The following is a 22,502-nucleotide window of genomic DNA, read 5'->3' as shown; positions in this document are numbered from 1 at the left end:
TTACTCGGCGGCGACGGGCGACGGCACGTCGCGGGGCACGAACCGGCCATCATTGGCAGGCTGCATGTCGAGGCGGCGTTCGTGCAGGGCGTGCAGGGTCGACCGATGGCCGATGGAGACGATGGTGGTGCCGGGCAGGCGCTCGCGCAGCATCCGGTAGATCGCAGCCTCGCTCGGCTCGTCCAGGGCGGCGGTGGATTCGTCGAGAAACAGCCAGTCGGGCTTGGCAAGGACAGCGCGGGCCACCGCTAGCCGCTGCTGCTCGCCGCCGGAGAGGCGCTGATCCCAGGCATCGACCTCATCAAGACGGTCGACGAGCGCCGGCAACTGGGCAGCCACCAGGGCGTCGCGGATCGCCTCGTCCGGGAACATGTCCGTGGTGTTCGGGTAGACGACGGCGCCGCGCAGGGTCCCCAGAGGGATGTAGGGTCTTTGCGGCAGGACCAGGGCCGACTGTCCCCTGGGCAGGTCGATCCGGCCCTTGGCGAAGGGCCAGATGCCCGCGATGGCACGGAACAGGGTCGACTTGCCGGAACCTGAGGGACCCGTGAGCAGCGTGGCGCCGCCCTTCGTGATGGTCAAAGCGTCTGCGGCCACGATCTCCCGTCCGTCCGGCAGACCGAGGCTGAGCTTCGAAGCCGTGACGTCGCCCTTGGTGTCGTTGCCTTGGAACAGGCCTTCGCCGGTCCCTCCGATCGCCTCCGCCTTGGTCATCGCCTGCCGGAACGAGGAGAGGCGGTTGGTGTTGGCGCGGTAGGCTGCGATGGTGACGTAGGAATTGATGAAGAACGACAGCGAAGACTGCACGCTGCTGAAGGCATCGCCGGTCTGTTGGAACTGCCCTAGGGTGATCTTCTTCAGGAAGTAGGATGGCGCGGCGAGGATGTAGGGAAACACCACGCTGATCTGGCTGTAGGACAGCGTGAAGCTGCCGAGCTTGATCCGCCGGACGATGATGTCGAGGTAGTTGTCGACGATCGCGTGGAACAGGCTACCCAGGCGCACCGTTTCGGCACGCTCGCCGCGCAGGAGGGCGATCTGCTCGCCGTAGATGCGGGTCCGGGCCAGGGAAAAGCGGAAATCCGCCTCCACCTTCTCCTGGCGGAAGTCGAGGCCGATGAGGGGGCGTCCGATGACGTGCGTCAGCCAGGTTCCGACCACCGCGTAACCGACCACCAGCCAGACGAGGAAGCCCGGCACCACCGTATCGGTGAAGGGCAGCACGAAGTCGCGCGACAGGCCCCACAGGATGACCATGAAGGACACCAGGGTCGCCGCCTGAGACAGGAGCCGGATGGACAGCGTGGTGGTCTGGGAGATGAAGAGATTGATGTCGCTCTGGATGCGCTGATCCGGGTTGTCCGCACTCTCCCCGGTGAAGGGGACCCGGTAATGCGTCCCGGCATCCAGCCAGCGACCGTAGAAGCTGCGGGTCAGCCAGGTGCGCCAGCGGATGTGAAGCGTAGCATCCACGAAGGTGTCGAACATGCCGACCACGACCCAGATGGTGGCGAGCGGCGTGAACACCCAGACCAACTGGTACCAGAAGGCGTCGGCGTTGTATTCCTGGAGGGCGTTGAATAGGTCGCGGAACCAGAAGTTCAGCCGCAGCTGCAGGGCGACCTGTGCGAAGGTGATGAAGATCGACAGGGCGACGAGGCGCTGGCCGACCTTCCCCTCCGTGCTGCCGAACAGGCGGAAGGGTCCGATCTCCCGTGTCGGCTTGTCGGTGGTGGCGAAATAGGGATCCGCGATCAGCGTGATCGCCCGGATCGGCTCGAGGTACGAGATCGCCAAGACGATGCCGGCGAACACCACGGCCCCGGTTGCGGCGAAGCTCGGCGGCAGGAGGGCGGCGAGCGTCGGGGGCAGGAAACCCATGACCGCAAGTTGCGTGGCTCCGGCCAGGAACAGGTAGCCGACGCCGTAGACCGAGACGAAGACCTTTAGGTATGACGAGAGGCGCCCCGATGCGAACAGGATGCCTGCCATGGCAAGGCCGCTGAGACTGACGTAGAGCGGTGCGGATACGCCGGGTGAAACCAGGAGCGCGAGGGCGAAGAGCGCCGTGACGGCGGCTTGCAGGCCGAGGCCTGTCCTCAATACGGCCACGCGCGTCTCCCCTCAGTTCTTGTCATCGTCCGGCGCCGTGCCCCGGGGGGGACCGCCCATGCATCGGCATTGCAGGCGGGTCGTGGCGAGATCGTGGCGCACCGCTGCGGCGGACTATCCTCGTACCGCCGGTCCGTCTCACCAGTCCCAGTCGCCGAATTCCGGCTCGCGGCAGCGATAGCCGATCGGGCATTCCGGGTTGTCCCGGGTGGGCACGAAGCGGAGTTCGGCGATTTCGGTTAGATTGCATTGGCTACGGTCCCGTACGAAGCGCTCGGGCGCTCCGCCGGAACTGATCGCGACGGAACCTCGGGTCTTCACCAGAGCCATTGCATCGGCACAGATCATGCGCTGGGTCGTCGAGAGGGGGCTCTGGGCACTGGCCGGCGTCGCCAGGGCGACGCAGAAGGCGAGTGCGAGGCGTCTCGTCACGATACTCGGCGCCACTTTTCAGTTTCGATACGGTCAAGCATGGCAGTTTCCGTGTTGCGCGGAAAGGGCTTGCCGTCCGCTTGCCGCAATCGGGCGCTCTATCCACCGGGATTGCGCCCTCGCAGCGGCGCTCCAACCCAGCGTGCACCCGCTCAAACCGGGCCTGGTGCGCCCGAACGGACGAACGTCGAAGCCATGACGGGATTGTCGATCCTCAACCTTGATGCCGTGCGGGCCGCCCCTGTCTCGCGCGAGCCCTACAGTTTCTTTCTCGGCAATGACGTGCTCAAGCCCGAGGCCGTCGACGAGATCCGCCAGGATTTCCCCGCGATCGCCAAGCCCGGCTATCTCACGGTCGACGAAGTCGCCCTCAAGGGTCGCTTCAAGGCGCTGATCGAAGAGCTTGAGAGCGATGCGTTCTCCCGCATCATGGGCGAGAAGTTCGGCATCGACCTGGTCTCTTGCCCGCGCCTCACCACCATCATGAAGCGCAGCCAGCTGAAATACGGCTCGATCCACACCGACGGCCCGTCGAAAGTGATGACGATGCTGATCTACATGAACGATGCCTGGGACGCTCCGGCCGCCGGCCGCCTGCGGGTGCTCTACGACGGCAAGAACTACGAACCCTTCGCGGTCGAGGTGCCGCCCACCATGGGCACGATGTTCGCCTTCCTGCGCGCCGACAATTCCTGGCACGGCCACGAGCCCTTCGAGGGCGAGCGCCGCGTCGTGCAGGTGGCATGGGTCAAGGACGCCAACGAACTCGAGCGCAAGAAGAAGCGCAACCGCACCGCCCAATTCCTGAAGGGCATCTTCGGACGGTAGGTCCGCGCCAAAGGCCTGTTTAGCTCCGGTTTCAAGGGACCGGGGCCCCCCACCCGATCGGCAGCGCATCCGTTTCCGTGCGATCCCGGCAACAAGCCTAACCGTTCGCGCTTCGGAGATTCCTTAGGTCCCGGTCGGCTTCCCCTCACTGACACCCCTCTCTGTCGACCCGGTTTCCGCCGAAGTGGGGCTGGATTTCTGCGCGCGCCGTCGGCCGCCCCGACATGTGCGGCGAAGATCGCGGGTGGTACGCGCGTGAGCCTGACGATAGCGGGATCGGAGACTCTCTCCACTCGGCTCTGCAGACATTGCGCAGCCCTGACATCGCGTGTTGCCGTGTCCGCCAGGAAATGCCTTCCGGACGCCGACGCGCGACGCATCGATCTGCGTCGCTCGCATGTTTCGCGCGTCCGGTTCGCCTGGCCCCCCCGGTCCGCGGCTTGCCGCCCCAACCGACAGCGACGGGAAACGACTTTGGGGGGAGAACCGCCTACAACTACGGCGAAGGCGGTGCGGACCACGAAAAAGGATGGGTCATTGGGCTCCCGCCGTGTCCGACGCAGCGGGTGTGACGGTGACCGGAGTGGGACTTACGGTTCTCCGATCTAGCCCAGGCGGATCAGGGAGATGAGCGATGGACCACTATGTCGGCCTCGATGTCTCGGTGCGCAGCACGAGCATCTGCATCCTGAGCGCGTCCGGTCAGGTCGTGCGCGAGGGCAAGGTGGAGAGCGAGCCGGAAACCATCGTGGCGTTTCTGGGCGGTCGCGGCCTGGCCTACGGGCGGGTCGGGATCGAGGCCGGTCCGCTCTGCCAGTTGCTCTATGCCGGCTTGGCGAAGGCGGGCCTGCCGGTGGTGTGCATCGAGAAGCGTCACGCCAAGGCGGTGCTGAGCGCCCAGGTGAACAAGACCGACCGCAACGACGCGCGCGGCATCGCCCAGATGATGCGGGTCGGCCTCTACAAGCCGGTTCACGTGAAGACCCTGGCCAGCCAGGAGATCCGTGCCCTGCTCGGCGGGCGCCGGACCTTGCAGGCCAAGCTCATGGACATCGAGAACAGCATCCGGGGGCTGCTGCGCAACTTCGGCCTGAAGGTCGGGACCGTGACCCGCGCCCGCTACGAGGAACGCATCCGCGAACTGACGGACGGCCGAGCCGGGTTGATCGCCGTGATCGAGCCGATGCTGACCGTGCGCCGCGTGGTGCGCGAGCAATACGTGCTCCTGCATAAGCGGATGCTGGCGCTGGCTCGCGCGGACGAGCCCTGCCGCCTGCTGATGAGTGCGCCCGGTGTCGGCCCGTTCGTCGCGTTGACCTATCGCGCGGCGGTCGACGAGCCGGCCCGCTTCCGCCAGTCCCGCGCGGTCGGCGCGCACTTCGGACTGGCGCCGCGAACCCACCAGTCGGGCGAGTTGGACCGGCGCGGGCCCATCACCAAGAACGGCGACGAGACCCTACGCGCCGCGCTGTTCGAGGCAGCCCTGCTGCTGCTGCGGCTGGGCTCGAAGCCTTCGCCGCTGAAGGCATGGGGCCTGAAGCTCGCCAAGCGTCGCGGGACGGCCAAGGCCATGGTCGCGGTGGCACGGCGGCTGGCGGTGATCCTCCACCGGATGTGGGTCGATGGAACGCCGTTCCGCATCGAGGCGGCGATGGCGTAATCGACCTGTCGTAGAAATCCGCCGCGAGGCGGAGCGGTGTCCCTCCAGGGACCGAAGGTCGGTGAGATCGCGGGCGGGTTGAAGGGCCTTCGGGCGACTTCGCGAAAAAGCTTGATCCACCTCCTGTCGGACCCAACCATGAAGCGGCCGGCGTGCCGACTTCGGAGAGAAGCCAGAGACTTGGTGGGACAGTCGAGCTAAGATCGCCCTGAAGGACAGGAGGTCTCCTTGACCCATCCGCTCTACCGAATCTTGCGGCTCCTCGAAGAGCAGGGGCTATGGTTCCGGGTGGACCGGCAGCGCGACGACACTGTGATGATCACCGTCACTTTAGTCGGCGAGCGCCTGGAGATCGATGTCTTCGAGGATGGTCACGTCGAGTTCTCGCGCTTCAAAGGCACGGAAGACCTTGAATCCGACCAAGACGCCCTGAACGAATTGATCCGCCAACACGGACGAGAGCAGGTTGGCGATAATCCCTCTTGACCTGAAACACCCAATAGACAAGGCCGCCTGACGCGCCTGCTGCTGTCCCGACCATTAGGCCGCCGATGGCTGTGCCGCGGATGAAAAAAGGGGCCGCCTCGCGGCGACCCCCATTCCGATAAGGTGCAGTTCGGACGCCTTAGAAGTCCATGCCGCCCATACCGCCGCCGCCTGGCATCGCCGGGGCGCCGCTGTCCTTCTTCGGAGCATCGGCGATCATGGCTTCGGTGGTGACGAGGAGGCCGGCGATGGAGGCGGCGTCCTGCAGGGCGGTGCGCACGACCTTGGCCGGGTCGACGATGCCGGCCTGGATCATGTCGACGTACTCTTCGGTCTGGGCGTTGAAGCCGAAGGTGATCGAGGACGTGTTGTCGGTGATCTTGCCGACCACGATCGAGCCCTCGACGCCGGAATTCGCGGCGATCTGGCGGATCGGAGCCTCGAGGGCCTTCAGCACGATCTTGATGCCGGCCTGGACGTCCGGGTTGTCGCTCTTGAGAGCACGGACGGCCTCACGGGCACGGAGGAGGGCGGTGCCGCCGCCGGGGACGATGCCCTCTTCCACCGCAGCGCGGGTGGCGTTGAGCGCGTCGTCGACGCGGTCCTTCTTCTCCTTGACCTCGACCTCGGTCGCGCCGCCGACGCGGATGACCGCGACGCCGCCGGCGAGCTTGGCCAGACGCTCCTGGAGCTTCTCACGGTCGTAGTCCGAGGTGGTCTCCTCGATCTGCGCCTTGATCTGGCCGACGCGGGCTTCGATATCCGCCTTCTCGCCGAGACCGTCGATGATCGTGGTGGTCTCCTTCTCGATGCGGATGCGCTTGGCGCGGCCGAGCATCGGGAGGGTGACGTTCTCGAGCTTGATGCCGAGATCCTCGGCGATCATCTGACCCTGGGTCAGGATCGCGATGTCCTCGAGCATGGCCTTACGGCGATCGCCGAAGCCCGGAGCCTTGACGGCCGCGACCTTCAGGCCGCCGCGCAGCTTGTTGACCACGAGCGTAGCGAGCGCCTCGCCCTCGATGTCCTCGGCGATGATGACGAGCGGCTTGCCGGTCTGCACCACGGCCTCGAGAACCGGCAGCATCGCCTGGAGCGAAGACAGCTTCTTCTCGTGGATGAGGATGTAGGGGTCCTCGAGCTCGGCGACCATCTTCTCCGCATTCGTGATGAAGTACGGGGAGAGGTAGCCGCGGTCGAACTGCATGCCCTCGACGACGTCGAGTTCGGTCTCGGCCGTCTTGGCCTCTTCGACGGTGATGACACCCTCGTTGCCGACCTTCTGCATGGCGTGGGCGATCATCTCGCCGATTTCCTTGTCGCCGTTGGCCGAAATGGTGCCGACCTGGGCAACTTCCTCGGACGAGGCGACCTTCTTGGCGCGGCTCGTGATGTCCTTCACGGCGGCGGTGGTAGCGAGGTCGATGCCGCGCTTCAGGTCCATCGGGTTCATGCCGGCGGCGACGTACTTGGCGCCTTCGCGGACGATGGCCTGCGCCAGAACGGTGGCCGTGGTGGTGCCGTCACCCGCGATGTCGTTGGTCTTCGAGGCCACTTCGCGCACCATCTGGGCGCCCATGTTCTCGAACTTGTCGGCGAGCTCGATCTCCTTGGCGACGGTGACGCCGTCCTTGGTGATGCGCGGGGCGCCGAAGGACTTCTCGATGACGACGTTGCGGCCCTTGGGGCCGAGCGTGACCTTCACCGCGTCGGCGAGGATGTCGACGCCACGGAGCATCTTCTCGCGGGCGTCGGAGGCGAAGCGGACTTCTTTCGCTGCCATGTCAGATCCTTGTCAGTGATGGGCCCCGAGGCGCCGGATGGCACCCTCGAAGGGCTCGTGAACGGGAGGAGAACCGAAACCCGACTTAGGCGACGACGCCCATGATGTCGGATTCCTTCATGATCAGGAGGTCCTGACCGTCGATCTTGACCTCGGTGCCGGACCACTTGCCGAACAGGACGCGGTCGCCGGCCTTGACGTCGAGCGGGTTCACCCGGCCGGCCTCATCGCGGGCGCCGGGACCGACGGCGACGATCTCGCCCTCTTGCGGCTTCTCCTTGGCGGTATCCGGGATGATGATGCCGCCCTTGGTCTTCTCTTCGCCTTCGATGCGGCGGACGACGACACGGTCGTGCAGCGGACGGAACTTCATGAGCTGCCCTCTTGCTTCAAATTCGTGGATGGCGTTGATGCGGCGCGGCAGCGCGCTCAACCCAGGCCGTTAGCACTCGCCTTGGGTGAGTGCTAACGATGGCGTCGAGTTAGGCGCGGAAGCCGTTCGAGTCAAGACTGTCGCAGGCTCCGACGACGATCCGGCGACAGGATCATCCCCCGATCCCACAAGCCGCCGGAAAGTCCTTCGCGGATGATCAAGCTTCATGGTCCGCAGGGCGCGGTCGAGCCCGAGGCACAGGCGCCCGCGACAGCCTATCCGTCGGAGGTCGTATGGATCGATCTCGATGATCCGAGCGCCGAGGAGGCCGAGCGGGTCGAGGCCTGCACCGGCATCCGGGTCCCTTCGCGCAAGGCCCTTAGCGAGGTGGAGAATTCGAGCCGCCTGAGGCGTTTGAAGACCGGGTTCTCACTCTCAACCCCGATGGTCACCTTCGACAAGCTCGATACGCAGTTGAAGCCCTTGGGCTTCGTGCTGACCCGGGACCGCCTCGTCACCGTGCGCTTCCACGAATTGCGGGCTTTCGCGGAGGTCAAGAAGCGCATCGACACCGGCGATGGGCCGGGCACCACCTCCACCGAGATCTTCCTTCTCCTGATAGAGGAGCTCGTCGACAGCCTCGCCGATTCCCTCGAGGACATGGGCGCCGACCTCGACGAGTTGTCCACGCGGATCTTCGATTTCGACGTCCGCAGCGGTGCGCCTGCCGGGGACACCAAGCTGCGCAACCACACGCCGCGCCGGCGCGACCTAGCGCTGCGCCGAATCCTGCGCGGCATCGGACGCCGCGGGAAGACCCTCGGCAAGATCCGGTCGAGCCTCCTCGGCCTGGAGCGGATCGTGCCCTTCGTGGCCAACGAGTGCGAGCATATCCTCGGCGAGGAACAGGTGCCGCGCTTCGAGGCCGTGCGGCGCGACATTGCCTCCCTCGACGAGTTCGAGATCCGGCTCTCCGAGAACGTTCAGTTCCTTCTCGACGCGACCCTCGGCTTGATCAGCATTGAGCAGAACAACACCTTCCGCGTTCTCACCGTGGCATCGGTGGTCGGCATTCCGCCGACCCTGATCGCCTCGATGTACGGGATGAACTTCAAGCACATGCCCGAACTCGAATGGGCCTACGGCTATCCCTTCGGCCTCGCGCTCATCCTCGTAAGCGCCATCATTCCGATCGTATTCTTCCGCATCCGGGGTTGGTTGTAACCGGTCGACGGACTGTCAGGCCTCCTGCGCTAGAGCTTGCGCGGCGATGCCCCGTCCAGCCGGCCTCCGAGGATGACCCGTCGCGCCATGGCCGTGATCGCTGCCTTCGTCCTCAATGCCGGCCTGAACTTCGTCCTCGGCCTCCTCATCGCCAAGCTGCTGGGACCAGCGGAGTTCGGTCTGTTCGCTCTGGCGACTGCCGGTGCGATCGTGGCCAACACCGTCCTGTTCGAGTGGCTGCGTCTGTCCGCGACACGATTCTATTCAGCCCGGGTCCGCATCGACGAGCCTTGGATTCGGCAGGGTTTGGACCGGGCCTACATGGCCCTCACGCTCAGTCTCTTCGTGGCGGCCTTGATCTGCGCGGGACTGGGTTTCACGCTCGAGCCCAACGCGGGAAGCCGCTTGGCGATCACAGCGGGCGCCGCGGTCGCCGCATTGGGCATCGGCGTGTTCGATTATCACGCGGCGCTCGCCCGGGCGCGCTTCGACGGCCGGCTGTACTTCAATCTCGTCGCGGTGAAGAACGGCCTCGCCTTCGTGCTGATGGCGGGTGCCGCTTGGTTCTTCCCCCAGCCCGTCTGGGTTCTGACGGCGGCCGGGATCAGCCAAGCCTTCGCGATCCTGCTGCTGTATCGACCGCTACGCGATCCGATCGTTCCACGCGTACGGCTGAAGCTGCGGGAAGCCTGGCGGCTCTTCGTCGCCTACGGCCTTCCCCTCATCGCCGCCAACGCGATCTACCAGCTGCTGCCGTTCCTCAATCGGGGCAGCATCGCGTCCCATGCGGGCCTCGCCGAGGCGGGCTACTTCGCCCTCGCCGCCGATGTCACCACCCGGAGCATCGGCACCCTCGGGACCGCCCTCGATCTGCTGCTCTTCCAGCTCGCGGTCCGGGTCGAGGAGGAACAGGGGCGTGCTGCGGCCGAGCGCCAGGTCGGGCTCAATATCGGCGTGGTGGTTGCGCTGCTTCTGCCCTGCGCGGTCGGGTTCTGGGCCGTGCTCCCGGCCCTCGAGGCGCTGGTGGTGCCGGAGGCCTACCGCGGCCCCTTCGCCGCTTATGCGGGGCTGATGGTTCCGGGCTTCTTCTGCCTCGCGATGACCAACTTCGCCCTCAATCCGATCTTCCAGATTCGTCGGCGCACGCGCCCGGTCATCGCCGCCGCTCTGGTTGGGCTCGCCCTCAACGGGCTCGGGCTGTGGCTCCTGCCGTCCCGGTACGGTCCCGAGGGCGTCGCGATCGCACAGACCGCCGGCCTCGGGGCCGCCACCCTCATCCTGGCCTGGCGTGCGCTCACGGGACCCCAGCGCCTGCACCTACCTTGGTGGGAGATCCTGGCTGCCAGCATCGCCTCCCTCGCCATGGCACTCTGCCTGTTACCCCTGCGCCATATCGAGCCGACACGGGCGCTGCTGCTTTCCGTGCCTCTCGGCATGGCGATCTACGGTGCGCTCGTCTGGCTCTTCGACATCGCGGGCCTGCGCGGTCACGTGGCGGCGCGGTTGACCCGTTCACCACCCGAGACCGCACCGGCCGAATAGCCGTTCCTGACCGGATGCCATCGGCGTGAACCTCCTCTAAGGTGGCTCCACAGGAACAGGATCGAGGGTGCCGCAGAGTGCCCCGGATCGGGTGGGATTCGATGCGTACATATGAGCCTCACGACGAGGGCGCTGCGGCCGAGATCGTCCGCGGGGCGGTCGGGAGCCCGGAGCGGCTTCGTCTCGTTGGCGGAGCGACCAAGGCCGGGATCGGCCGACCGGCCCAGGACGAAGCGACGCTCTCCAGCGTGGCTCTGACCGGCATCACGCTCTATGAGCCCGCCGAGATGGTCGTCGCCGCCCGGGCCGGGACGCCCCTGGCCGAGGTTCAGGCCCTCCTCGCGGCGCGCGGTCAGATGCTGCCCTTCGAGCCCATGGACCACCGCTCCCTGATGGGCACGACCGGCGAACCGACCTTCGGCGCCGTGGCGGCCGCCAACAATTCTGGACCGCGCCGGATCAACGCGGGCGCCGCCCGCGACAGCCTGATCGGCGTGCGCTTCATCAACGGACGGGGCCAGGCGATCAAGTCGGGCGGGCGGGTGATGAAGAACGTCACCGGGCTCGACCTGGTGAAGCTGATGGCCGGCTCCTGGGGCACCCTGGGTCTGCTGACGGAAGTGACGTTCAAGGTGCTCCCCGTTCAGGAACGGGTCGCCACACTCGCGTTCCCGGACCTCGACGATGCCCGCGCCATCGCGGCCTTGAGCGCGGCCCTGGGCTCGCCCTTCGAGCTGACCGGAGCCGCTCACCTGCCGGCCGGGATCGAAGGCGAGGCGGCGCGGACGCTGATGCGGATCGAGGGTTTCTCGGAGTCGATCGATTATCGTCTTGGCGAATTGCGTCGCCTGCTCAAGCGCTTCGGCCAGCCCGAGATCGTCGAGGGCGAGGCGGGGACAGCGCTTTGGGCCCGCATCCGCGACGCTGCGAGCTTCGCCGAGCCGCGGAGTGCCGCGGTCTGGCGCATCTCCACTGCGCCGACCCGCGGCCCCGCCGTCACCGCCGCGATCGGCGCCCAGCGCGACGCCCGCTGGTTCTACGACTGGGGCGGTGGGCTGGTCTGGCTCGCCACGGATGCCGGGGGCGATGCCGGCGCCGAGGTCGTCCGGGCGGCCGTGCGCGCACAGGGTGGGCATGCGACCCTGGTGCGGGCACCCGATGCCGTCCGGGCGGCCGTGCCGGTCTTCGAGCCATTGGCCGAGCCCCTCATGCGGATCACCGCGGGCATCAAGGCGGCGCATGATCCCCATGGCCTGTTCAATCCGGGGCGGATGTACGCCGGTCTGTGAGCGAGGGGCGGTGCGGGGCGAGGTCGCAACGCGCGCGCTGTTCGGAGCGATTCCAAGGCTCGGCAACCGGCGCGAGACCCTCTAAACAGCAGGGACCAAGAACGACGATGCCGACGCGGGCCGGACCCGATGGACGGCACGAGGGTGGACCCGAGGACGCACCGTGCAGACCAATTTCAGCCTGACGCAGCTCGCCGATCCGGCCATGGCGGCGTCCGAGAAGATCCTCCGGACCTGCGTGCATTGCGGGTTCTGCACCGCGACCTGCCCGACCTATCTCCTGCTCGGCGATGAACTCGATTCCCCGCGCGGGCGGATCTACCTGATCAAGGACATGCTGGAAGGCGGAAAACCGGCGGTGCCGGAAGTCGTCAAGCATGTCGACCGCTGCCTGTCCTGCCTGTCCTGCATGACGACCTGCCCCTCGGGCGTGCATTACATGCACCTCGTCGACCATGCGCGGACCTATATCGAGGAAACCTATCGGCGTCCGTTGAGCGACCGGCTGCTCCGCAGCGTGCTGGCCTTCGTGCTGCCCTACCCGAACCGCTTCCGCCTGGCGCTGCTGGGGGCGAAGATCGGTGCTCCCTTCCGGCCCCTGGTGGCGCGGCTGCCGCGGGTCGGCAACCGCCTCGCGGCGATGCTCGACCTCGCCCCGGCCCATCTGCCGAACCGCAATCCCACCGACCGGCCCGGCACCTTCCCGGCCGAGACGCGGGCCCTGGAGGCGAGCGCGGCGTTGCATGGGTATACCGCACCGTCGCGTCGAGGTCGCGTGGCTTTGCTGCGCGGGTGCGCCCAGAGCGTGCTGCGTCCCGATTTCAACGAGGCGGCGATCCGGCTCCTGACCCGTCACGGGGTCGAGGTGGTGCAGGCCGCGGGGGAGGGCTGCTGCGGCGCCCTGACCCACCACATGGGCAAGGCGGATTCGTCGCATGCCCAGGCCCAGCGCACCATCGACGCCTGGATCGCCGAGATGGACGGCGCCGGACTCGACGCGATTCTCGTCACCGCCTCCGGCTGCGGCACGACGATCAAGGATTACGGCTTCATGTTCCGCGAGGACCCGGCCTACGCGGAGAAGGCGAAGCGCGTGTCCGCCATCGCCAAGGACGTCACCGAGTACATGGCCACCATCGGGTTGATGCCGCCGATCGTCGAGACCGACCTCGTGGTCGCCTACCACTCGGCCTGCTCGATGCAGCACGGCCAGGGCATCCGCACCGAGCCGAAGAATCTCCTGAAGACGGCGGGCTTCACCGTGAAGGACGTGCCCGAGGGCCACATCTGCTGCGGCTCGGCCGGCACCTACAACATCCTCCAGCCCGAGATCGCCAACCGCCTGCGGGACCGCAAGGTCGCCAACATCGAGCGGATGCGCCCCGACGTCATCGCCACCGGCAACATCGGCTGCGCCACCCAGATCGGGAAGGGCACGGCGATCCCGATCGTCCACACGGCGGAGCTCTTGGACTGGGCGACCGGCGGCCCGAAGCCGGCGGCCCTGGAGGGGCTGCCGGACCGGACGATGGCGGCGGCGGAGTAGAGGCGCGTCAGCGCTCGCTCCGGTCCGCCATCGGGATCCAGCGGTACCCGAGCCCGTCGCGGACGACGTATCCGAGCGACGGGAAGGCGGTGTGGTAGCCGGCGACGAGGACGCGGTCGGTGGCGGCCATGTCGTAGATCGTCCGTCGGGTCGCGGCGCCGGCCGCCTTGTCCATGTCGAACAGGGCGTGCCAGTCGGGCCGGGCCAGCGAGGCAACCTCGTGATGGGCGCAGTCGCCCCAGACCAGCAGGCGCTGGCCCTCGCTTTCCACGTTGAAGGCGAGGTGGCCCGGCGTGTGGCCGAAGGCCGCCACGGCGTCGATGCCCGGCACCACCGTCTGGCCCGGCGACACGAAGCGGATGTGCTCGGCGAGGGGAAGCAGGTGGCTGCGGAAGACGCGGGCCGACTTGTACGCGTTGCCGTCCGGCGGGCCTACCAGGCGATCGTCGTCCTTCCAGAAGGCGAATTCCCGGTCGCCCATGACGTAGCTGGCCTTGGGGAAGAGCGGGCGCCCATCCTCCAAGAGTCCGCCGATATGGTCGGTGTGGCAATGCGTCAGGACCACGAGGTCGATCGCGTCCGGCGACAGGCCGGCCTGCCGCACCCGCTCCGCCAGCTGCCCGCCGGCCGGGCGCGGGATGAAGCCCACCGCCCCGTTCCCGGTGTCGAACAGGACGGTCTCGCGGCCGGTCTGGACCAGGATCGGCGTGAAGCCGGGCTCGAAGCGGTCCGGCGGAAGTCGATTCTCCCGCATCAGGGCCTCGACCTCCGCCTTCGGACGGTCCTCGCCCACGATCGGCCAGGGGCCGTCGATGACCGCGTCGGCGTCGCACAGGGCGGTGACGGTGAAGGCACCGAGGCGGATCCGCCGCAGGCCGGCGGGCGGGCTCGGGGGCGGGGCTTGCGTCGGTATGCCCGCCCGTGCGGCCCTCGGAAGGGCGAGGCCGGCGACCAGGGTCGCGGCGAGATGACGGCGGGTGAGTTCGGTCATCGCTGGACGTTTCCCGAGAGGGCCGGTTCCGTCAGGATGTGTGCGGGACCGGTCGCGAACGGTCTATCGCGGTGGGAGGGGGCCAGCTTGAACGAACGTGCTGCGCCGTCCGGCGCGTCGCCCCTCCCGATCTGGCATGTCGAGGGGGCGCACACGCTCTTCGCGGGGCCGCTCGCGTACAATGCCAGCCACCAGCACGGCGCCCCGGTCTATCTCGCGGGGCTCTACGACGCCTTCCGCATCCGCTTCGCGCCGGGGGCGTGGATCACCTGTCGCACGGCCTTCGTCCCGGCGGGGATGCCGCACGAGCTGGATTGCGGCGGCGCTCCCCTCGGCGTCCTCTATCGCGAGCCCGATGCCGGGGCGTGGGCCCTGACGGGCCTGATGGGTCCGGCCGAGGCGGTCGGCAGCGCCCTGGTGGGCAGGGGCGGGGAGGTCGGCCCGTTGCGGTCGCTCTTCGAGCGACGCGACGCCTGCGATTGGGCGGGCGAGGCCATCGCCGACCTTTCCGGCTTCGCGGCACGGCGGTTCGATCGGCCGGTCGATCCCCGGATCGCGAAGGTCCTCGTCGACCTGCGGGCCCGGCCGGAAGCGTGGATGAGCGCGGGACGGCTGGCCACGGCGGCATCCCTGTCCTCGTCGCGGATGCAGCACCTCTTCAGCGCGACCATGGGTGTCCCGTTCCGGCGCTATCGCGGCTGGCTGCGCATGCGCCGCGCCATCGCGGCCGTCGTCCGCGGCGCCAACTTCACCGGGGCCGCCCATGAGGCGGCGTTCGCCGACCAGGCGCACTTCGCCAACGCCTTCCGCCGGACCTTCGGCGCGCCGGCCTCCTACAGCCTGCAGGACATTCGCCGCCCGAGCCCGTCGCGGCCGTCAGGCACGATCACGCACGCTCGCCAGCACGAACACCCGGAGGGCGGATGAGAGGTTCTGGCCCTCCCGACCGGCATCGACGGCGCCGATCAGGGCCTGGACGGACTGGCCGCGCGCGCCTGCGATCTCCCGCAGGGCGTCCCAGAACGGGTCCTCCAGGGACACGCTGGTCCGGTGGCCGGCGATCATCACGGAGCGCTTGGTGATGCCGGTGGTCATTCCGGCACCCGACCCTCCCCCCTCTGCGGGGGAGGGTGGTCGCGGAGCGACCGGGAGAGGGGAGCGCCATATCCAGAAAGGTCGCTCCCTCTCCCGCCTGCTCCGCAGGCACCCTCTCCCGCAGAGGGGAGAGGGTCACGTGCCGCGTCCCCCATCACCCCTCCGACTCGGGCCCCACGAGCTTGTGGCCCTCGTGGCGCGAGACCTCGATGGCCTTCTTGGCCTCCGCCAGGGTCCTGGCCTTCTTCGGGCGGCCGAAGGCGATGCGGTTGTCCGCGGCCTTCGCCTCCCGCTCCACCCGCGCCCGGTCCTTCCGGGCCTGACGCAGGTTGATGATCTCCGCCATGCCGGTGGGCTCCTCTAGGCGGCGCCGGGCGCCAGCATCGTCTCGGGGCGCACCACGCGCTCGAACTCCTCGGCCGTGACGTAGCCGAGGCGCAGGGCCTCCTCCTTGAGGGTGGTGCCGTTCTTGTGCGCGGTCTTGGCGATCTCGGCGGCCTTGTCGTAGCCGATCGAGGGGGCGAGCGCGGTCACCAGCATGAGCGAGCGGCTCATCAGGTCGGCGATCTTGTCCTCGTTGGCCTTGATGCCGACGACGCAGTTGTCGGTGAAGCTCACCGCCGCGTCGGCGAGGATGCGGATCGACTGCAGCACCGCGTTGGCGATGACGGGCTTGAACACGTTCAGCTCGAAATTGCCCTGGCTGCCGGCGAAGCTCACCGTGGTGCCGTTGCCGATCACCTGGGCGCAGACCATCGTCAGCGCCTCGCACTGGGTCGGGTTGACCTTGCCGGGCATGATCGACGAGCCGGGCTCGTTCTCTGGCAGCGAGAGCTCGCCGAGGCCCGAGCGCGGGCCCGAGCCGAGGAAGCGGATGTCCTGGGCGATCTTGAACAGGCCGGAGGCCAGCGCCGTGAGCGCGCCCTGGGTGAAGACCAGGGCATCGTGGGTGGCCAGGGCCTCGAACTTGTTGGCGGCGGAGGTGAAGGGCAGGCCGGTCAGCTCCGCGACCTTCGCGGCGAATTTTTCGGCGAAGTCCGGATGGGCGTTGAGGCCGGTGCCCACCGCCGTGCCGCCCTGTGCCAGCGCCAGCACGCCGGGCAGCGTCGCCTTCACGCGCTCGGTGCCGAGCGCCACCTGCGCCACGTAGCCGGAGAATTCCTGGCCGAGGGAGACCGGGGTGGCGTCCTGCAGGTGGGTGCGGCCGATCTTCACGATGGCGGCGAACGCCTCGGACTTCGCCTGGAGCGCGTCGTGCAGGTGCTGCAGGGCCGGCAGCAGCCGGTCGTTGATCTCGCGCGAGACCGCGATGTGCATCGCCGTCGGGAAGACGTCGTTCGAGGACTGGCCGCGATTGACGTGGTCGTTCGGGTGGACCGGAGACTTGCCGCCGCGCTTGCCGCCGAGCAGCTCGTTGGCGAGGCTGGCGATCACCTCGTTGGCGTTCATGTTCGACTGGGTGCCGGAGCCCGTCTGCCACACCGCCAGGGGGAATTCCTGGTCGTGCTCGCCGGAGACCACCTCGGCCGCCGAAGCCGCGATGGCCTGGGCCACCTTCGGGTCGAGGGCGCCGAGGTCCTGGTTCACCAGGGCGGCGGCCTGCTTGACCATGCCGAGGGCGTGGACGAGAGGCGCGGGCATCTTCTCGGTGCCGATCTTGAAGTTCTGGATCGAGCGCTGCGTCTGCGCGCCCCAGTAGCGATGCGCCGGGACCTCGATCGGGCCGAAGGTGTCGGACTCGGTGCGGGTGGCGGGCGTCTCGGTGGGCGACATCGTGGCCTCTTCGTCTGGTCAATCCGGACCCTACTTAAACTGCACGCCAGCAAACCGCGATGCCGCATCGCGAGAGGGCCGTGTGCCCGGCGCTGAATTGTCATGGCTTGTCAGCCCTCAGCCCGGGCCCGGAGTTGTCGTTTATGTCGAGTGCCGCCGCCCGCGTCGAAGCCCCTGTCGATGCCCCCGTGCCGGTCCGCTTCCGCCCGGCGGTCCCGAAACCCCTGCGCGAGCAGCCGGGCCTGTTCGGCTTTCTGAAGGCCGCCCGCGCCAACCCGCTGACGACCTGGCTCGACGTGCATTTCGAGAAGCCGGTGGTGGCCGCCGACGGCGCCCTCGGGCGCGTCACCGTGGTGAGCGACCCGGCCCTGATCCGCTACCTCTACGTCGAGAACGCCGCCAACTACCGCAAGGACGACCTGCAGCGGCGGGTCCTTGCCCCCGGCCTCGGCAACGGGCTGCTCACCGCCGAGGGCGAGGAATGGAAGCTGCAGCGCCGGACCCTGGCGCCGATCTTCTCCGCCCGGCACGTGCTCGGCTTCAACGGAGCCATGAACGCCGCCGGCGCCCGCATCGCCCGCCGCCTGGCCCGCCGCGACGGCACCCGCATCGACGTCGCCCTGGAGATGACCCGCGTCACCCTCGACGTGCTGGAGCGGACGATCTTCACCCACGGCCTCGCCAGCGACCCCGACGCCCTGGGCCGGGCGATCACCCGCTTCCTCGAATCCGTCGGGCCGATCGATCCCCTCGACGTGTTCGGGGTGCCGGGATTCGTGCCCCGCATCGGTCGCCTGCGCGCGCGGCCCGCCATCCGCTTCTTCGCCGAGGTGGTGGACGAACTGATCGACCGTCGCCGCGCCCTGATCGCGCAGGGGACCGCGCCGGCCGACCTGCTGACGCTTCTCCTGAAGGCGCAGGACCCGGAAACGGGGAAGGGCCTCACCGACCTCGAGGTGAAAGCCAACATCGTCACCTTCATCGCGGCCGGCCACGAGACCACCGCCAACGCCCTGACCTGGGCCCTCTACTGCCTGTCGCAGGACCCCGCCGCCCAGGCGCGGATCGAGGCGGAGGTCGATGCCGTGCCGGCGGACCAGGACTTCGACGCCGATGCGCTGCCCTACACCAGGGCCGTGATGGAGGAGACCATGCGGCTCTTCCCGCCGGTGCCGTTCCTGAGCCGGCAGGCCATCGCCGAGGACCGGATCGGCCGCATCAAGATTCCCAAGGGCTCCCTGGTGATGGTGGCGCCCTACGTGCTCCACCGCCACCGGACCCTGTGGCAGGAGCCGGACGCCTTCATGCCCGAGCGCTTCCTGCCCGAGGCCCGGGCCGCGATCCCGCGCTTCGCCTACCTGCCGTTCGGGGCCGGCCCCCGCGTCTGCATCGGCCAGAACTTCTCGCTGCAGGAGGCGGTGGTGGTGCTGGCCCACATCGCCCGCGCCGCCCGTTTCACCCTGGCCGACGACCACGCCCCGGTGGTCCCGCTCCACCGCGTCACCCTGCGCCCGGAGCACGGGCTGCACATGACGGTGAACCCCCGGGGGTGAGGGTTGGAAGCTCGACATAACCCTGCTCCCCCCTTGCTGGGAGGAGTTGGAGGTGGGGGTGGTTGGGCGACCCTCGACGGGCGGGGACTGGCGGAGCGACCCCCAGGCCTCGCCTCTCCCCGCGAAGGGGAAAGAGACGCGTTTCGCTGTCCGAAGGGCCGTCGTCTCAGTCCAACCGGGATCGGAGGATATACCCGCGCGCAACACCGCGTCATCCCGGGGCCGCGCAGCGGAGCCCGGGATCCAGACGCACAGGCGGTGCCAGGATTGACGCCGTCGGCGGCTCTGGATTCCGGGCTCGCCTTTGGCGCCCCGGAATGACGATGCGGTTTTTTCGTTGAGCGCCCGCGTCGGCGCCGCTTCGCTCAGCTCTTCTTGCGGAAGGCGTCGAGGCTGACGACTTCGGCGCTGGTCTCGGTGCCGTCCTCGGCCTTCTTCGCCGGGGGCTTGGCTTCGGTCCCGTCCTCCGACTTGCCGGCTTCCTTGGCGGCGCCCTTGGCGGCCTGGGCCGCGGCGGGCACCGGGGTGGTGCCGGCGCCGATCTTGGGGACGGCGCTGCCGATGGTGGCGAGGCCCGTGCCCTTCGGCTTGATCTCGGTGGGCTCGGACGCGGCACCCCGGGGCGGGGTCTTTCCGGCCGCAGCCGGCGCCTCCTCCGAATCCTCCTCGGCGGCGGCCGTCTCCGTGCCCTCGCTGAGGTCGAACTTGAGGCCGAACTGGACGGAGGGGTCGAAGAAGCCCGTCAGGGCGTCGAAGGGCACCAGCAGGCGCTCGGGCACCCCCGAGAAGGACAGCCCGACCTCGAAGGTGTGCTCGGTGACGCCGAGGTCCCAGAACTGGTGCTGGAGCACGATCGTCATGTCCTGCGGGTACTTCTCGCGCAGGCGCTGCGACATGCGCACGCCCGGCGCCTCGGTGCGGAACGAGACGTAGAAGTGGTGCTCGCCCGCGAGACCCTCGCGGGCCGCGTCGGTCAGCACCTTGCGCACCACGCCGCGCAGCGCGTCCTGCACCAGAAGATCGTAGCGGATCAGGTCGTCTGCCATCTGCGGTCGCTTATGCCCGGTCACTGCCCGCCGTCACACGCCGCGATGGCGCTCCGGGTCGGATGAAAATCGAATGGGAATGCCGGTGCCCGACCCTCCCAGAACCCTGCCTGAACGGCCGTCGCGGCCATCCGGACGTCCGCTACCAAGTCCGTCCGCTACCCAGAACCACCGTTCCGCGACGCGGCGGTCGCCCGTCGCGGCTCCGACCGAGATCTCCGCACCGGAGCGAGCTTCCGCCAAAACCCGGGGCCTGTCGAGCCTCGGGCCCTTGCGTCCAAAAGCCCGTGGTCCGGAAAGGGGCTGCCGGGTTACCGTTCGGGCCTCGAAGCCGTTCCGGCGCCGCCGGATCCCCGTCCTCGCCGAGCCTTTCGGCCAACGCCTTGATTATAGTGGGAGTGCCGCCGCATTTGAAGCCCGATGATGGTGCGCCGATGCCCGAGGCGCCGGCGGCCTGGTCCGCCTCCGCGCTCCTCCGGCCGTCCCGGGTCCGTGCCGGCCTCGGCGCGGCGACGGCGCTCGTCGGGCTGGCCTTCGCGGCCTTCCTGGCGCTGGCGGTGGCGACCCTCCTCGCCCTGGTGATCGTGCGGGTCGGCGGCGACTGGATCGACGGCATCGCGCTCCTGGGCGGAGACCGTCCCCGCCTGCATCCGCGCCAGCTCGCCATGCGGGAACTGGCGGTGGACGTGGTGCGGCAGGGGGTCCTGGCCCTCCTCGTCGTCGTCGCGGTGCGCTGGCGCGACGGCGCCGCCTGGCGCCGGACCCTGGCCCTGGTGGCGCCGGCGGCGGCGCCCTGGGGGCCCGGCGCGCCCGGCCTGACGGCGCGCCGCTTCGCCGTGATCCTGCTGGCCTGGCCGGTGATCCACATCACCTGGGTGACCGGCATCGCCGATCTGTTCCGGATGCCGATCGGCCGGCACACGGCCCTGTCGCCCGGCCTCACCCCGGCCGCGGCGGCTCTGTGGTTCGCCTACGTGCTCGTCCTGGCCCCGGTGGCGGAGGAACTGTTGATGCGCGGGGCCCTGTTCGCCCGGGCGCGGGAAGTCTTTACGGCGCGGGGCACGATCCTGGCGACGGCGCTCCTGTTCGCCGGGGCGCATCTCACGCCCGCGGGGTTCGCCCGGCCGGTCTCGCTGATCCCCCTGGCGCTGATCCTCGGCTGGGTCCGCTGGCGCAGCGGCCGGCTCTGGCCGGGCATCCTGCTCCACGCCTGGAGCAACCTCGCCATGATCGCCTACGTGCTCGGGCCCGCGATCGGCTGAGGCCGGAGCGCGGTCCGGGGGCGGCACGACCTGTTGACGCCCCGGTCCGCCACCTCGCCAGCCCCGGCGCTTCGGGCTATTCCGGGAGCCCCCGCCTCGGAGCCGCGATGCACGCCTATCACCAGCTTCTCGAACGCATCCTGCAGGACGGGGTGCGCAAGGACGACCGGACCGGCACCGGCACCCTCTCGGTGTTCGGGCACCAGATGCGCTTCGACCTCGGCGAGGGCTTTCCGCTGGTGACGACCAAGCAGCTCCACCTGCGCTCGATCATCCACGAGCTGCTGTGGTTCCTCACGGGCGACACCAACGTACGCGCCCTCCAGGCCAACGGCGTGAGCATCTGGGACGAGTGGGCCGATGCGAACGGCGACCTCGGGCCGGTCTACGGCCGGCAGTGGCGCTCCTGGGCCAAGCCCGACGGCGGCAGCGTCGACCAGATCGCCTGGGTGCTCGACGAGATCCGCCGCAACCCGGATTCCCGGCGCCTCATCGTCTCGGCCTGGAACCCGGCCGATCTCGACCGGATGGCGCTGGCGCCCTGCCACTGCCTGTTCCAGTTCTACGTCGCCGAGGGGCGGCTGTCGTGCCAGCTCTACCAGCGCTCGGCGGACGTGTTCCTCGGCCTGCCCTTCAACATCGCGAGCTACGCCCTCCTGACCGCGATGATCGCGCAGGTCACGGGACTGCAGCCCGGCGACTTCGTCCACACCCTGGGGGACGCCCACCTCTACGTGAACCACCTCGAGCAGGCCCGGCTGCAGCTGACGCGGGCGCACCGCCCGCTGCCGCGCCTCGTGCTCGACCCGGCCGTGACCTCGCTGTTCGACTTCCGCTTCGAGGACATCGCGGTCGAGGGCTACGAACCCCATCCGGCGATCCGCGCGCCGGTGGCGGTCTGATGCCGGCCCCCCGCATCACGATCATCGCGGCGGTCGCCCGCAACGGCGTCATCGGCCGCGACAACGACCTGATCTGGCGCCTGCGCAGCGACCTGCGCCGGTTCAAGGCCCTGACCATGGGCAAGCCCCTGCTGATGGGGCGCAAGACCTTCGCGTCGATCGGCCGGCCGCTGCCCGGGCGGCGCACCATCGTGCTCACCCGCGATCCCGCCTTCGCGGTGCCCGAGGTCGCGGTGGCGCAGGACTGGGCCGGCGCCCTGGCGGCGGCCGAGGGGGCCGACGAGCTGATGGTGGCCGGCGGCGGCGAGATCTACGCCCTCGCTCTGCCCCACGCCGACCGCATCCACCTCACGGAGGTCGATCTGGCGCCGGAGGGGGACACCGTGTTCCCGCCGTTCGACCGTGCGCTCTATCGGGAGACCCGGCGCGAAGCCCATCCGCCGGGCGAGCACGACGCCTGCGGCTTCAGCTTCGTCGACCTGGAACGGGCCGGGTGAGGGCCGGGGCGCGGAGAAGCGCCGTAAACCAATCCGGCGCGACCCATTGCGCATTGGGTTCCCGTGCGGTTGTCTTTCGGCGGCCCGATGCCCAAGTGGCAATCTTGA

21 protein-coding genes are annotated in these 22,502 nt (G+C 68.9%); 12 read left to right on the top strand and 9 right to left on the bottom strand.

Going from position 1 to position 22,502, the window contains the following annotated elements; genetic code table 11:
- Together ASF41_RS15665 and ASF41_RS15660 are read right to left on the bottom strand one after the other, a co-directional pair.
- Complete coding sequence (locus ASF41_RS15665; RefSeq protein ID WP_056494773.1) at nt 1-2,112, bottom strand: ABC transporter ATP-binding protein/permease; 2,112 nt, start codon at nt 2,110-2,112, stop codon at nt 1-3.
- A 138-nt stretch (nt 2,113-2,250) separates the two neighbouring features.
- Complete coding sequence (locus ASF41_RS15660; protein WP_156389580.1) at nt 2,251-2,544, bottom strand: hypothetical protein; 294 nt, start codon at nt 2,542-2,544, stop codon at nt 2,251-2,253.
- A gap of 195 nt (nt 2,545-2,739) precedes the next feature.
- Between ASF41_RS15660 and ASF41_RS15655 the strand changes: the two genes are divergently transcribed.
- From ASF41_RS15655 to ASF41_RS15645, 3 genes are all read left to right on the top strand, one after another.
- Nucleotides 2,740-3,372 carry a 2OG-Fe(II) oxygenase gene (locus ASF41_RS15655; protein ID WP_056494770.1) on the top strand — a complete coding sequence of 211 codons (633 nt, stop codon included), beginning with the start codon at nt 2,740-2,742 and terminating at the stop codon, nt 3,370-3,372.
- Between the two features lie 634 nt (nt 3,373-4,006).
- The gene (locus ASF41_RS15650; protein ID WP_056494766.1) at nt 4,007-5,032 is read left to right on the top strand and encodes an IS110 family transposase; all 1,026 of its coding nucleotides are present in this window, start codon (nt 4,007-4,009) and stop codon (nt 5,030-5,032) included.
- A gap of 228 nt (nt 5,033-5,260) precedes the next feature.
- The gene (locus ASF41_RS15645; protein ID WP_056494764.1) at nt 5,261-5,518 is read left to right on the top strand and encodes a hypothetical protein; all 258 of its coding nucleotides are present in this window, start codon (nt 5,261-5,263) and stop codon (nt 5,516-5,518) included.
- Nucleotides 5,519-5,657: 139 nt separating this feature from the next.
- Here ASF41_RS15645 and groL read toward each other — a convergent pair whose 3' ends face one another.
- Nucleotides 5,658-7,301 (bottom strand): chaperonin GroEL, encoded by a 1,644-nt coding sequence (gene groL, locus ASF41_RS15640; RefSeq protein ID WP_056273599.1) that lies wholly within the window; start codon nt 7,299-7,301, stop codon nt 5,658-5,660.
- 85 nt (nt 7,302-7,386) lie between these two features.
- Entirely contained in the window at nt 7,387-7,674 is a 288-nt protein-coding gene (gene groES, locus ASF41_RS15635) for a co-chaperone GroES (RefSeq protein WP_018042554.1), read from the bottom strand.
- A gap of 213 nt (nt 7,675-7,887) precedes the next feature.
- On the opposite strand from groES, the gene ASF41_RS15630 reads away from it, so the two are divergent.
- The 4 genes from ASF41_RS15630 to ASF41_RS15615 all read left to right on the top strand — a co-directional run bounded on the left by ASF41_RS15630 (nt 7,888) and on the right by ASF41_RS15615 (nt 13,275).
- Entirely contained in the window at nt 7,888-8,898 is a 1,011-nt protein-coding gene (locus ASF41_RS15630; RefSeq protein WP_056494761.1) for a magnesium transporter CorA family protein, read from the top strand.
- Nucleotides 8,899-8,985: 87 nt separating this feature from the next.
- Nucleotides 8,986-10,440 (top strand): lipopolysaccharide biosynthesis protein, encoded by a 1,455-nt coding sequence (locus tag ASF41_RS15625; protein ID WP_056211496.1) that lies wholly within the window; start codon nt 8,986-8,988, stop codon nt 10,438-10,440.
- 101 nt (nt 10,441-10,541) lie between these two features.
- Nucleotides 10,542-11,729 carry an FAD-binding protein gene (locus tag ASF41_RS15620; RefSeq protein ID WP_056494758.1) on the top strand — a complete coding sequence of 396 codons (1,188 nt, stop codon included), beginning with the start codon at nt 10,542-10,544 and terminating at the stop codon, nt 11,727-11,729.
- A gap of 163 nt (nt 11,730-11,892) precedes the next feature.
- The gene (locus tag ASF41_RS15615; RefSeq protein ID WP_056211501.1) at nt 11,893-13,275 is read left to right on the top strand and encodes a heterodisulfide reductase-related iron-sulfur binding cluster; all 1,383 of its coding nucleotides are present in this window, start codon (nt 11,893-11,895) and stop codon (nt 13,273-13,275) included.
- Between the two features lie 7 nt (nt 13,276-13,282).
- Here ASF41_RS15615 and ASF41_RS15610 read toward each other — a convergent pair whose 3' ends face one another.
- Complete coding sequence (locus tag ASF41_RS15610) at nt 13,283-14,266, bottom strand: MBL fold metallo-hydrolase (RefSeq protein ID WP_082504579.1); 984 nt, start codon at nt 14,264-14,266, stop codon at nt 13,283-13,285.
- 87 nt (nt 14,267-14,353) lie between these two features.
- Here ASF41_RS15610 and ASF41_RS15605 point away from each other — a divergent pair, with 87 nt between their 5' ends.
- Nucleotides 14,354-15,193 (top strand): AraC family transcriptional regulator, encoded by an 840-nt coding sequence (locus ASF41_RS15605; RefSeq protein WP_156653329.1) that lies wholly within the window; start codon nt 14,354-14,356, stop codon nt 15,191-15,193.
- On the opposite strand, the gene ASF41_RS15600 is transcribed toward ASF41_RS15605, so the two are convergent.
- From ASF41_RS15600 to fumC, 3 genes are all read right to left on the bottom strand, one after another.
- Nucleotides 15,143-15,361 carry a ribbon-helix-helix domain-containing protein gene (locus ASF41_RS15600; protein ID WP_056211508.1) on the bottom strand — a complete coding sequence of 73 codons (219 nt, stop codon included), beginning with the start codon at nt 15,359-15,361 and terminating at the stop codon, nt 15,143-15,145. The two genes, ASF41_RS15605 and ASF41_RS15600, sit on opposite strands and share 51 nt — an antisense overlap.
- 154 nt (nt 15,362-15,515) lie before the next feature.
- Entirely contained in the window at nt 15,516-15,707 is a 192-nt protein-coding gene (locus ASF41_RS15595) for a DUF4169 family protein (protein WP_056273581.1), read from the bottom strand.
- A gap of 14 nt (nt 15,708-15,721) precedes the next feature.
- Complete coding sequence (gene fumC / locus ASF41_RS15590) at nt 15,722-17,134, bottom strand: class II fumarate hydratase (protein WP_056211512.1); 1,413 nt, start codon at nt 17,132-17,134, stop codon at nt 15,722-15,724.
- A gap of 143 nt (nt 17,135-17,277) precedes the next feature.
- Between fumC and ASF41_RS15585 the strand changes: the two genes are divergently transcribed.
- Nucleotides 17,278-18,687, top strand: a complete 1,410-nt coding sequence (locus ASF41_RS15585; protein ID WP_056211514.1) for a cytochrome P450 — start codon at nt 17,278-17,280, stop codon at nt 18,685-18,687.
- A gap of 365 nt (nt 18,688-19,052) precedes the next feature.
- Here the strand turns inward: ASF41_RS15585 and ASF41_RS15580 are convergent, their stop codons facing one another.
- The gene (locus tag ASF41_RS15580; RefSeq protein WP_056494751.1) at nt 19,053-19,733 is read right to left on the bottom strand and encodes an SspB family protein; all 681 of its coding nucleotides are present in this window, start codon (nt 19,731-19,733) and stop codon (nt 19,053-19,055) included.
- Nucleotides 19,734-20,167: 434 nt separating this feature from the next.
- On the opposite strand from ASF41_RS15580, the gene ASF41_RS15575 reads away from it, so the two are divergent.
- The 3 genes from ASF41_RS15575 to ASF41_RS15565 all read left to right on the top strand — a co-directional run bounded on the left by ASF41_RS15575 (nt 20,168) and on the right by ASF41_RS15565 (nt 22,394).
- Nucleotides 20,168-20,995 carry a CPBP family intramembrane glutamic endopeptidase gene (locus tag ASF41_RS15575; RefSeq protein WP_082504577.1) on the top strand — a complete coding sequence of 276 codons (828 nt, stop codon included), beginning with the start codon at nt 20,168-20,170 and terminating at the stop codon, nt 20,993-20,995.
- 107 nt (nt 20,996-21,102) lie between these two features.
- Entirely contained in the window at nt 21,103-21,897 is a 795-nt protein-coding gene (locus ASF41_RS15570) for a thymidylate synthase (protein WP_056494748.1), read from the top strand.
- Nucleotides 21,897-22,394 (top strand): dihydrofolate reductase, encoded by a 498-nt coding sequence (locus tag ASF41_RS15565; protein WP_056494745.1) that lies wholly within the window; start codon nt 21,897-21,899, stop codon nt 22,392-22,394. The genes ASF41_RS15570 and ASF41_RS15565 overlap by 1 nt, the downstream gene beginning before the upstream one ends.
- The last annotated feature ends 108 nt before the right edge of the window (nt 22,395-22,502 follow it).

This window comes from Methylobacterium sp. Leaf111, assembly GCF_001423285.1.
In the GTDB taxonomy this organism is placed as follows: domain Bacteria; phylum Pseudomonadota; class Alphaproteobacteria; order Rhizobiales; family Beijerinckiaceae; genus Methylobacterium.
The sequence above is the reverse complement of the archived record's forward strand: the minus strand, read 5'-3'. Positions and strand labels throughout refer to the sequence as shown.

Bases quoted from the DNA above. Each gene is read 5' to 3' on its own strand.
- ASF41_RS15630 (WP_056494761.1), top strand. From the start codon at position 7,888: ATGATCAAGCTTCATGGTCCGCAGGGCGCGGTCGAGCCCGAGGCACAG.
- ASF41_RS15580 (WP_056494751.1), bottom strand. From the start codon at position 19,733: ATGGCAGACGACCTGATCCGCTACGATCTTCTGGTGCAGGACGCGCTG.
- groL (WP_056273599.1), bottom strand. From the start codon at position 7,301: ATGGCAGCGAAAGAAGTCCGCTTCGCCTCCGACGCCCGCGAGAAGATG.
- fumC (WP_056211512.1), bottom strand. From the start codon at position 17,134: ATGTCGCCCACCGAGACGCCCGCCACCCGCACCGAGTCCGACACCTTC.
- groES (WP_018042554.1), bottom strand. From the start codon at position 7,674: ATGAAGTTCCGTCCGCTGCACGACCGTGTCGTCGTCCGCCGCATCGAA.
- ASF41_RS15570 (WP_056494748.1), top strand. From the start codon at position 21,103: ATGCACGCCTATCACCAGCTTCTCGAACGCATCCTGCAGGACGGGGTG.
- ASF41_RS15625 (WP_056211496.1), top strand. From the start codon at position 8,986: ATGGCCGTGATCGCTGCCTTCGTCCTCAATGCCGGCCTGAACTTCGTC.
- ASF41_RS15655 (WP_056494770.1), top strand. From the start codon at position 2,740: ATGACGGGATTGTCGATCCTCAACCTTGATGCCGTGCGGGCCGCCCCT.
- ASF41_RS15650 (WP_056494766.1), top strand. From the start codon at position 4,007: ATGGACCACTATGTCGGCCTCGATGTCTCGGTGCGCAGCACGAGCATC.
- ASF41_RS15620 (WP_056494758.1), top strand. From the start codon at position 10,542: ATGCGTACATATGAGCCTCACGACGAGGGCGCTGCGGCCGAGATCGTC.
- ASF41_RS15575 (WP_082504577.1), top strand. From the start codon at position 20,168: ATGCCCGAGGCGCCGGCGGCCTGGTCCGCCTCCGCGCTCCTCCGGCCG.
- ASF41_RS15565 (WP_056494745.1), top strand. From the start codon at position 21,897: ATGCCGGCCCCCCGCATCACGATCATCGCGGCGGTCGCCCGCAACGGC.
- ASF41_RS15585 (WP_056211514.1), top strand. From the start codon at position 17,278: ATGTCGAGTGCCGCCGCCCGCGTCGAAGCCCCTGTCGATGCCCCCGTG.
- ASF41_RS15610 (WP_082504579.1), bottom strand. From the start codon at position 14,266: ATGACCGAACTCACCCGCCGTCATCTCGCCGCGACCCTGGTCGCCGGC.
- ASF41_RS15600 (WP_056211508.1), bottom strand. From the start codon at position 15,361: ATGACCACCGGCATCACCAAGCGCTCCGTGATGATCGCCGGCCACCGG.
- ASF41_RS15595 (WP_056273581.1), bottom strand. From the start codon at position 15,707: ATGGCGGAGATCATCAACCTGCGTCAGGCCCGGAAGGACCGGGCGCGG.